The 6,247-nt window shown below is 69.1% G+C and carries 8 protein-coding genes; 5 read left to right on the forward strand and 3 right to left on the reverse strand.

Translation table 11 applies throughout. The annotated features are described in order from the left end of the window. Positions 1-11 precede the first annotated feature (11 nt). The gene (locus tag ABZ659_RS28500) at positions 12-701 is read right to left on the reverse strand and encodes a DUF1707 domain-containing protein (protein ID WP_360225313.1); all 690 of its coding nucleotides are present in this window, start codon (positions 699-701) and stop codon (positions 12-14) included. 217 nt (positions 702-918) lie between these two features. Between ABZ659_RS28500 and glmS the strand changes: the two genes are divergently transcribed. After that, on the forward strand, positions 919-2,766 hold the full coding sequence (glmS, locus tag ABZ659_RS28505) for a glutamine--fructose-6-phosphate transaminase (isomerizing) (protein WP_360225315.1): 1,848 nt from the start codon (positions 919-921) through the stop codon (positions 2,764-2,766). On the opposite strand, the gene ABZ659_RS28510 is transcribed toward glmS, so the two are convergent. Together ABZ659_RS28510 and ABZ659_RS28515 are read right to left on the reverse strand one after the other, a co-directional pair. Beyond that, positions 2,749-2,955: a DUF397 domain-containing protein gene (locus tag ABZ659_RS28510; RefSeq protein WP_360225317.1), complete on the reverse strand. Its 207-nt coding sequence runs from the start codon at positions 2,953-2,955 to the stop codon at positions 2,749-2,751. The genes glmS and ABZ659_RS28510 overlap by 18 nt on opposite strands. Then, entirely contained in the window at positions 2,952-3,788 is an 837-nt protein-coding gene (locus ABZ659_RS28515; RefSeq protein ID WP_360225319.1) for a helix-turn-helix transcriptional regulator, read from the reverse strand. Before ABZ659_RS28515 ends, ABZ659_RS28510 begins: the two co-directional genes overlap by 4 nt. A gap of 208 nt (positions 3,789-3,996) precedes the next feature. On the opposite strand from ABZ659_RS28515, the gene ABZ659_RS28520 reads away from it, so the two are divergent. The 4 genes from ABZ659_RS28520 to ABZ659_RS28535 all read left to right on the forward strand — a co-directional run bounded on the left by ABZ659_RS28520 (position 3,997) and on the right by ABZ659_RS28535 (position 5,797). Continuing rightward, entirely contained in the window at positions 3,997-4,407 is a 411-nt protein-coding gene (locus ABZ659_RS28520; protein WP_360225321.1) for an ATP-binding protein, read from the forward strand. Between the two features lie 80 nt (positions 4,408-4,487). After that, entirely contained in the window at positions 4,488-5,012 is a 525-nt protein-coding gene (locus ABZ659_RS28525; RefSeq protein WP_360225323.1) for a hypothetical protein, read from the forward strand. Positions 5,013-5,044: 32 nt separating this feature from the next. Continuing rightward, positions 5,045-5,398: a hypothetical protein gene (locus ABZ659_RS28530; RefSeq protein ID WP_360225325.1), complete on the forward strand. Its 354-nt coding sequence runs from the start codon at positions 5,045-5,047 to the stop codon at positions 5,396-5,398. Between the two features lie 27 nt (positions 5,399-5,425). After that, positions 5,426-5,797, forward strand: a complete 372-nt coding sequence (locus tag ABZ659_RS28535; protein WP_360225327.1) for a holo-ACP synthase — start codon at positions 5,426-5,428, stop codon at positions 5,795-5,797. Positions 5,798-6,247: the final 450 nt, after the last annotated feature.

Genomic DNA, 6,247 nt, shown 5'->3' on the forward strand with positions numbered 1-6,247 from the left:
CCCGGCGGGCGTCAGTCGCCAGCCGACAGGGACCGGGGCGACGAGGTCGGCGGCTTGCGCAGCAGCCACTGGCCGAACGTGCGGCGCGCGGGGCGTACGACCACCCGGCCGAAGGTCTTCAGCCCGACCAGCTCCACGCGCAGGGTGACCGGGGTCCCGGGGTTCTGCGGGGTACGGCGGTACTTCACCCGGCTGTGGAGCATGTTGAGGCCGTCGGTGTCGACCACGATGCCGGGCCGGGTGATCAGGGTCAGGTTCTTGCCGGTCATGGCCACGTCTATACGCAGGGTGTCCTGCGTGATCACGGCCTCGGTGAAGTCGAGCGTCACCGCGCAGAACGTCACCGCCAGCTCCAGCCGCCGCGGCACCACCCAACGCCCCGAGCGCTCGACCGGCCCGCTGTGCACCTGTGCGATGCGGACGACGTCCTTGACCTCCGTACCGGCCACGCCCGCCGCCGTCGGTACGGAGGGCAGGTCGGCGGTGAGCGGGGCCAGTTCGCTCAGCGTGCGGGCCGACAGGGCGGCCTCCAGGCGCTCGTCCAGCTCCTCGGCGGTCAGCAGGCCGTCGCCCGCCGCGACGCGGAGGACGTCGACGACTCGGTCGCGGTCGGCGTGGGAGGCGCGTAGGTCGGGTGAGGCGCTGCCGGACCCGACATCGGAGCTTGAGTGCTTCCCGCTGGGTGAAATCTCTCCCGACATGCTTCTGTTCTGCTCCTGTCGAGTCCCGTGGAGTTGCGTGGAGTTCAGACGAGTCCTGTTCGGCTAGAAGGCTAGCGCTATATCGCGACACATGTCCCGGCGTCTCTGGGCCGACTTCCGCTCCGGGCGTTCTTACGGTTCGTACGACGGTGGGAATTTCCGAATTCGGGCAGGCTGAGGCCAGTTCGGACGGAGATTCGGACGTAGGGTGCCGCACATGTGCGGAATCGTGGGATACGTGGGGCCGCAGTCGGCTCTTGAGGTCGTCATGGCCGGACTGAAGCGGCTGGAGTACCGGGGCTACGACTCGGCGGGCGTCGCCGTGCTCGCCGACGGCGGGCTGGCGGCGGCCAAGCGCGCCGGGAAGCTCGTCAACCTGGAGAAGGAGCTGACGGAACGGCCACTGCCGACCGGCTCGAACGGGATCGGCCACACCCGGTGGGCCACGCACGGGGCGCCGACCGACGCCAACGCCCACCCGCACCTGGACAACGCGGGCCGCGTGGCCGTCGTCCACAACGGCATCATCGAGAACTTCGCCGCGTTGCGGGCCGAGTTGACCGAGCGGGGGCATGAGCTGGCCTCCGAGACCGACACCGAGGTGGTCTCCCACCTGCTCGCCGAGGAGTACTCCTCCTGCGCCGACCTCGCGGAGGCGATGCGGCTCGTCTGCCGACGGCTGGAGGGGGCGTTCACGCTGGTCGCCGTACACGCGGACGAGCCCGACGTGGTCGTGGGCGCGCGGCGGAACTCCCCGCTGGTGGTCGGGGTGGGGGAGGGCGAAGCCTTCCTCGCCTCGGACGTCGCGGCCTTCATCGCCCACACCCGGGACGCCGTCGAGCTGGGCCAGGACCAGGTCGTCGAGCTGCGCCGGGACGGGGTGACCGTCACCGGGTTCGACGGTCGTCCGGCGGACGTACGGTCGTACCACGTCGACTGGGACGCCTCCGCCGCCGAGAAGGGCGGCCACGACTACTTCATGCTCAAGGAGATCGCCGAGCAGCCGAAGGCCGTCGCCGACACGTTGCTCGGGCGTATTGACCGCGCCGGGTCGCTGCGGCTGGACGAGGTGCGGATTCCGGTGGGTGTGCTGCGGCAGGTCGACAAGGTGGTGATCGTGGCGTGCGGTACGGCGTTCCACGCGGGCCTCATCGCCAAGTACGCCATCGAGCACTGGACGCGGCTTCCGTGCGAGGTCGAGCTGGCCTCGGAGTTCCGGTACCGGGACCCGATCCTCGACCAGCAGACCCTCGTCATCGCCGTCTCCCAGTCCGGCGAGACCATGGACACGCTGATGGCCCTGCGGCACGCCCGGGAGCAGGGCTCCAAGGTGCTGGCCATCTGCAACACCAACGGCTCGACGATTCCCCGGGAGTCCGACGCCGTCCTCTACACCCACGCGGGGCCCGAGGTGGCGGTCGCGTCGACCAAGGCGTTCCTGACGCAACTGGTGGCCTGCTATCTCGTCGCGCTGTACCTCGCCCAGGTGCGGGGCACCAAGTTCGCCGACGAGATCCGGGCCGTCGTCCGCGACCTGTCGCGGATGCCGGGCGCGGTGGAGCAGGTGCTCGGCACGATGGGGCCCGTGCGGGAACTGGCCCGGTCGCTGGCGGGGAAGGGGACGGTGCTCTTCCTGGGGCGGCACGTGGGGTATCCCGTCGCCCTGGAGGGCGCCCTCAAGCTCAAGGAGCTTGCCTACATGCACGCCGAGGGCTTCGCGGCGGGCGAGCTGAAGCACGGGCCGATCGCGCTGATCGAGGAGGACCTGCCGGTCGTCGTGGTCGTACCGTCGCCCCGGGGGCGGTCCGTCCTCCACGACAAGATCGTCTCCAACATCCAGGAGATCCGGGCCCGGGGTGCGCGGACGATCGTCATCGCGGAGGAGGGGGACGAGGCGGTCGTCCCCTACGCCGACCATCTCGTCCGGGTGCCGGTGACACCCACGCTGCTGCAACCGCTGGTCTCGACGGTCCCGTTGCAGGTCTTCGCCTGCGAACTGGCGACGGCACGGGGGAACGAGGTGGACCAGCCTCGGAACCTGGCGAAGTCAGTGACGGTGGAGTGAGGTCGTTGACTTGAGGGCTGCGAGGAAGGGGGTGAAGGCGGTGGTGGGGAAGGTGAGGGTGGCTTGGGTGGGGGCCTTGGAGTCGCGGACGGCTATGTGGGTGGGGGAGGGGGCGATCTCTACGCAGTTGTTGCCGTCGTCGGGGCCTGAGTAGGACGACTTGCGCCAGTTGTTCATGGGGTGCCTCATAGCTCCTTTGCGAGCCGATGGATGAATTCACGCGAGCGTTCAGGGGCAAGCGATACGGCCTCCACCTTATGGAAGCGTGTTCGAAAGGCGCTGAGCTGAGCTTCGGAATCCACGAAGGCCGAGCCATGCGGCACGTCGCGTACCACCGTGTCCAGCCTCGGGACGGGGCCGCCCACGTACGTCATCGTGCTAGCGGCTCGGGCGAAGCCGTCGAGGTCGAACGGGATGACGCGTACGGTGATGTTGTCCGCTTCCGAGAGTTCCAGGAGCCTGAGGAGCTGAGCCCGGGAGGCGGCACGGTCGCTGACTCTGATACGCAGGGCTGCCTCGTGGATCAGCACTTTGTAAGGGACTCTGACCGGCTGACGCCTCATGCGGTGACGGACGCGCAGTTCCATTTCGTCCTGGGTGAGTTCGGGAACCCGTGCGGAGAAGACGGCACGGGCGTATTCCTCTGTTTGCAAGAGGCCCGGGACGTACAGAATCGCGACCTCGTTCCAGAACGTCGCGTGGTGGTCTAGTTCGGCGAGGTCTAGAAATGACGTCGGTAGGAGGCCCCGGTACTCCTCCCACCATCCGCGCGTTCGGTCGGTGGCCATCGCTGCCAGGGCATCGATGAACTCGGCGTCGGTGCAGACATAGTGCGACGCCAGGCGACGCAGACGCTGCTCGCTCATGCCCGCGAACCCGGCTTCGATCTGACTGATCTGAACACGGTTGACCCCGAGCAGTGCTGCTGCGTCCACGGCCGTGAGTCCTGCCGCCTCGCGGAGTTTGCGTAGCTCGACTCCGAGACGCATCTGACGCGCAGTCGGCTCGCGCCTCAGGACCATCCATCGCTCCTTGGTTCAACACGTCTGTCAGTGCAGCTCGTTCGGGTCAGATTACGCGATCGGCTTGCTCGGGATTACGCGTAAGCCCTACCGTCAGTCATGTGACGGGCACGCTGCGGAAGCGCACCGCTCCGTCCTGCCATCACGGCTGCGGCAATGACACCGCTGGCTGCCCCCACCTCCCCCACTACCGAACCGGAGCTGACGCATGTCCGAAAGCGACTCCTGGGAGTACTCCCTCTCGATCCCGAACGACCCGCGCGCCGTCACCGTGAGCCGCCGCACCCTCCGTCTCGTCCTCACCGTGCACGGACTGATCCGCTTCGTGGACGTGGCGGAGCTGCTCGCGGCGGAGCTGGTCTCCAACGCCGTACTGCACACGAAAGGGCCCGCCGCCCTGCGGGTGCGCTGGGCGGCGGGGACTCTGCGGATCGGGGCGTGGGACGCCGACCCTGCACCCCCGCAGCCGCCGACGCCGTTCGAGCGGAGCGGGGACGCCGAGGGTGGGCGGGGGCTGGCGCTCGTGCGGGCCTGCGCCGACGTGTGGGGGTGGCAGCCGCTGGCCAGGGACGGGAGCCGGGGCAAGTACGTGTGGTGCGAGCTGACGTCGGCGGCGTGAACGTTTCCCCGCCGCTCGAAAGAGTGAACGCCTCCGCGTTCATCGGATCTGCCGGACATCGGACCAGGAAAGTGACGCCCATGGTCACATCCACCCACGAGACCTCACACCGGATCTTCCAGGATCACCCCGAGGTCCTCACCCCCGTCTTCGAGGCGCTGGGACTGCCGCCGCCCGTGAAGGCGGATATCGAGGCGATCACGCCGGACGCGACGGAGGTCAAGCCGCTCGAACGGCGTGTCGACACGGTGCTGAAGGTCGTCCCCTCAGATGGCGACGCCTTCCTGCTCGCCATCGAGGCCCAGACCGCCCCGGCGGACGACAAGGGCGTCAACTGGTCGTATTACACGGCGTACTTGCAGGCCAAGTTCCACCTGCCGGTGCTGCTCGTCGCGGTCTGTCGGAAGAAGGCGACGGCGACTTGGGCGGCCGGGCCATTCGAGTGCCGCGTCGGCAACTGGTCGACCCTGGTCCTGCGCCCGTTCGTGCTGGGCCCGGACACCGTCCCGCGCATCACCGACGAGTCGGACGTGGCACGCCAGCCCGCGCTGGCCACCTTCGCGGCGATCGTCCACAGCGAGAGCGAGGGGATCAGCGGATACTGAATCTGCTGGCTCACGCGATGCGGTCGTTCGACATGGCCACCGCCAAGTACTGGTCGGAACTGCTGGAAGTCGGCCTGGAGAACACTCCGGCCAAAGAAACGTGGAGAGAGCTGGAGAAAATGGTCATCAGTTACTTCCCGGGCCGGGGCACTGTTTTCGAGGAGGCATACCTCGATGGTGAAGCCAAGGGCAAGGCCGCCGGAAAGGCCGAGGGCATCCTGCGCGTCCTTGAGGCTCGTGGCCTCGCCGTCTCCGACGCCGTGCGGGACCGTGTCAGCAACTGCACCGACCTCGCGCTCCTGGACAACCTGCTGGTGCGTGCCGTCACCATCGAACGGGCTGATGAACTGTTCGGTGCGGGCACCGAGGCGCAGGACGGCTCCTGAGCAGGAACCCGCCGTAAGGTGCTCCGCATGAGCATCATCGGAGTCGGCATCGACGTAGCCGAGATCGATCGGTTCCGGGTGTCCCTGGAGAGGACGCCCGGAATGGCGGAGCGGCTCTTTGTCGAGCGGGAGTTGGTGTTGCCGAGCGGTGAGCGCCGGGGTGTCGCCTCGCTCGCGGCGCGGTTCGCGGCCAAGGAGGCGTTGGCCAAGGCCCTCGGCGCGCCTGCCGGGCTGCACTGGACCGACGCCGAGGTGTGCGTCGAGGACAGCGGGCAACCTCGCCTACGGGTCACCGGTACGGTGGCTGCCCGGGCGGCGGAGCTGGGGGTGCGGTCGTGGCACGTGTCCCTCAGCCATGACGCCGGGGTGGCGTCGGCTGTGGTGATCGCCGAGGGGTGAGGCGGTGGGCGCCTGCTGGTGGGGGTTGCCGTGGGGGCCGCCCGCTTCTTTTGCCAGGGTCGTGCTTCCGCGTCCCGGCCTCAAGGGCGCTGCGCTGTCGCTCCGCGTCGCCTTCGGCGATGGCCCTACGGGCCACCCTTGACCCCGGGCCGCTCCAGCACGGGTGAGAAGCGCGCGGACGGCCCGGAAAGACGGGGGGCCGGGCCGTGTTGGTCCCTCAGGCCAGCTGCGTAGTGGAGGGTGGGTGTGGGGGCGCGTCGTCGCCTCGCCTGCACGCCGGGTGGGTTTAGCGGCTGGCGGGCCGGTGGGGTGTGGGGGTGCGCACCGGGTGAGTGGAGGCACGCCGGGTGGGTTGGGCGGCTTGGGGGTGCGTGGGTGGGGCGCGTCGGGTGGGGCGGGGGCTGTGCCCGGTTCAGCGGCGTGCGGTCCGGTCCCAGGCTGGCGGCGGCC

This window comes from Streptomyces sp. NPDC006997, from assembly GCF_040635175.1.
Taxonomy (GTDB): Bacteria; Actinomycetota; Actinomycetes; order Streptomycetales; family Streptomycetaceae; genus Streptomyces.